The organism is Halorubrum sp. SP3 (assembly GCF_005435195.1).
In the GTDB taxonomy this organism is placed as follows: Archaea; Halobacteriota; Halobacteria; order Halobacteriales; family Haloferacaceae; genus Halorubrum; species Halorubrum sodomense.
Genome location: NZ_SGTU01000639.1, coordinates 1 through 260, shown reverse-complemented (window position 1 = coordinate 260; position 260 = coordinate 1). Strand labels below are relative to the sequence as shown.

Genomic DNA, 260 nt, shown 5'->3' with positions numbered 1-260 from the left:
GTTGAACGCGAGCGACACCTCGGCGGTGCCGTCGCTGATCGCTACGTCGTCGACGAGGCCCATCGAGACGATGTCGTCGCCGTTCTCGGGGTCCTCTACCGCGGCGAGTCGGTCGGTGAGTTCGGCTTCGGTGAGTGTCATTGGTCTGGGTTGGACGGCGAGTCGGTTCGAATTCGGTTCGGGCGTCGAGTCGATTCGGGTTCGGTTCGGGTGGCGAGTCGGTTCCAACGCTGTACGAGTGCCGCCGGGGCCGCGTCAGA

The 260-nt window shown here is 65.4% G+C and carries 1 protein-coding gene; it reads right to left on the bottom strand.

Annotated elements, in window-relative coordinates; translation table 11 throughout:
- Nucleotides 1-141: iron-sulfur cluster assembly protein (locus EXE42_RS17820; RefSeq protein ID WP_137707128.1), on the bottom strand; the 141-nt coding region annotated here is incomplete at its 3' end.
- Between the last annotated feature and the right edge of the window lie 119 nt (nucleotides 142-260).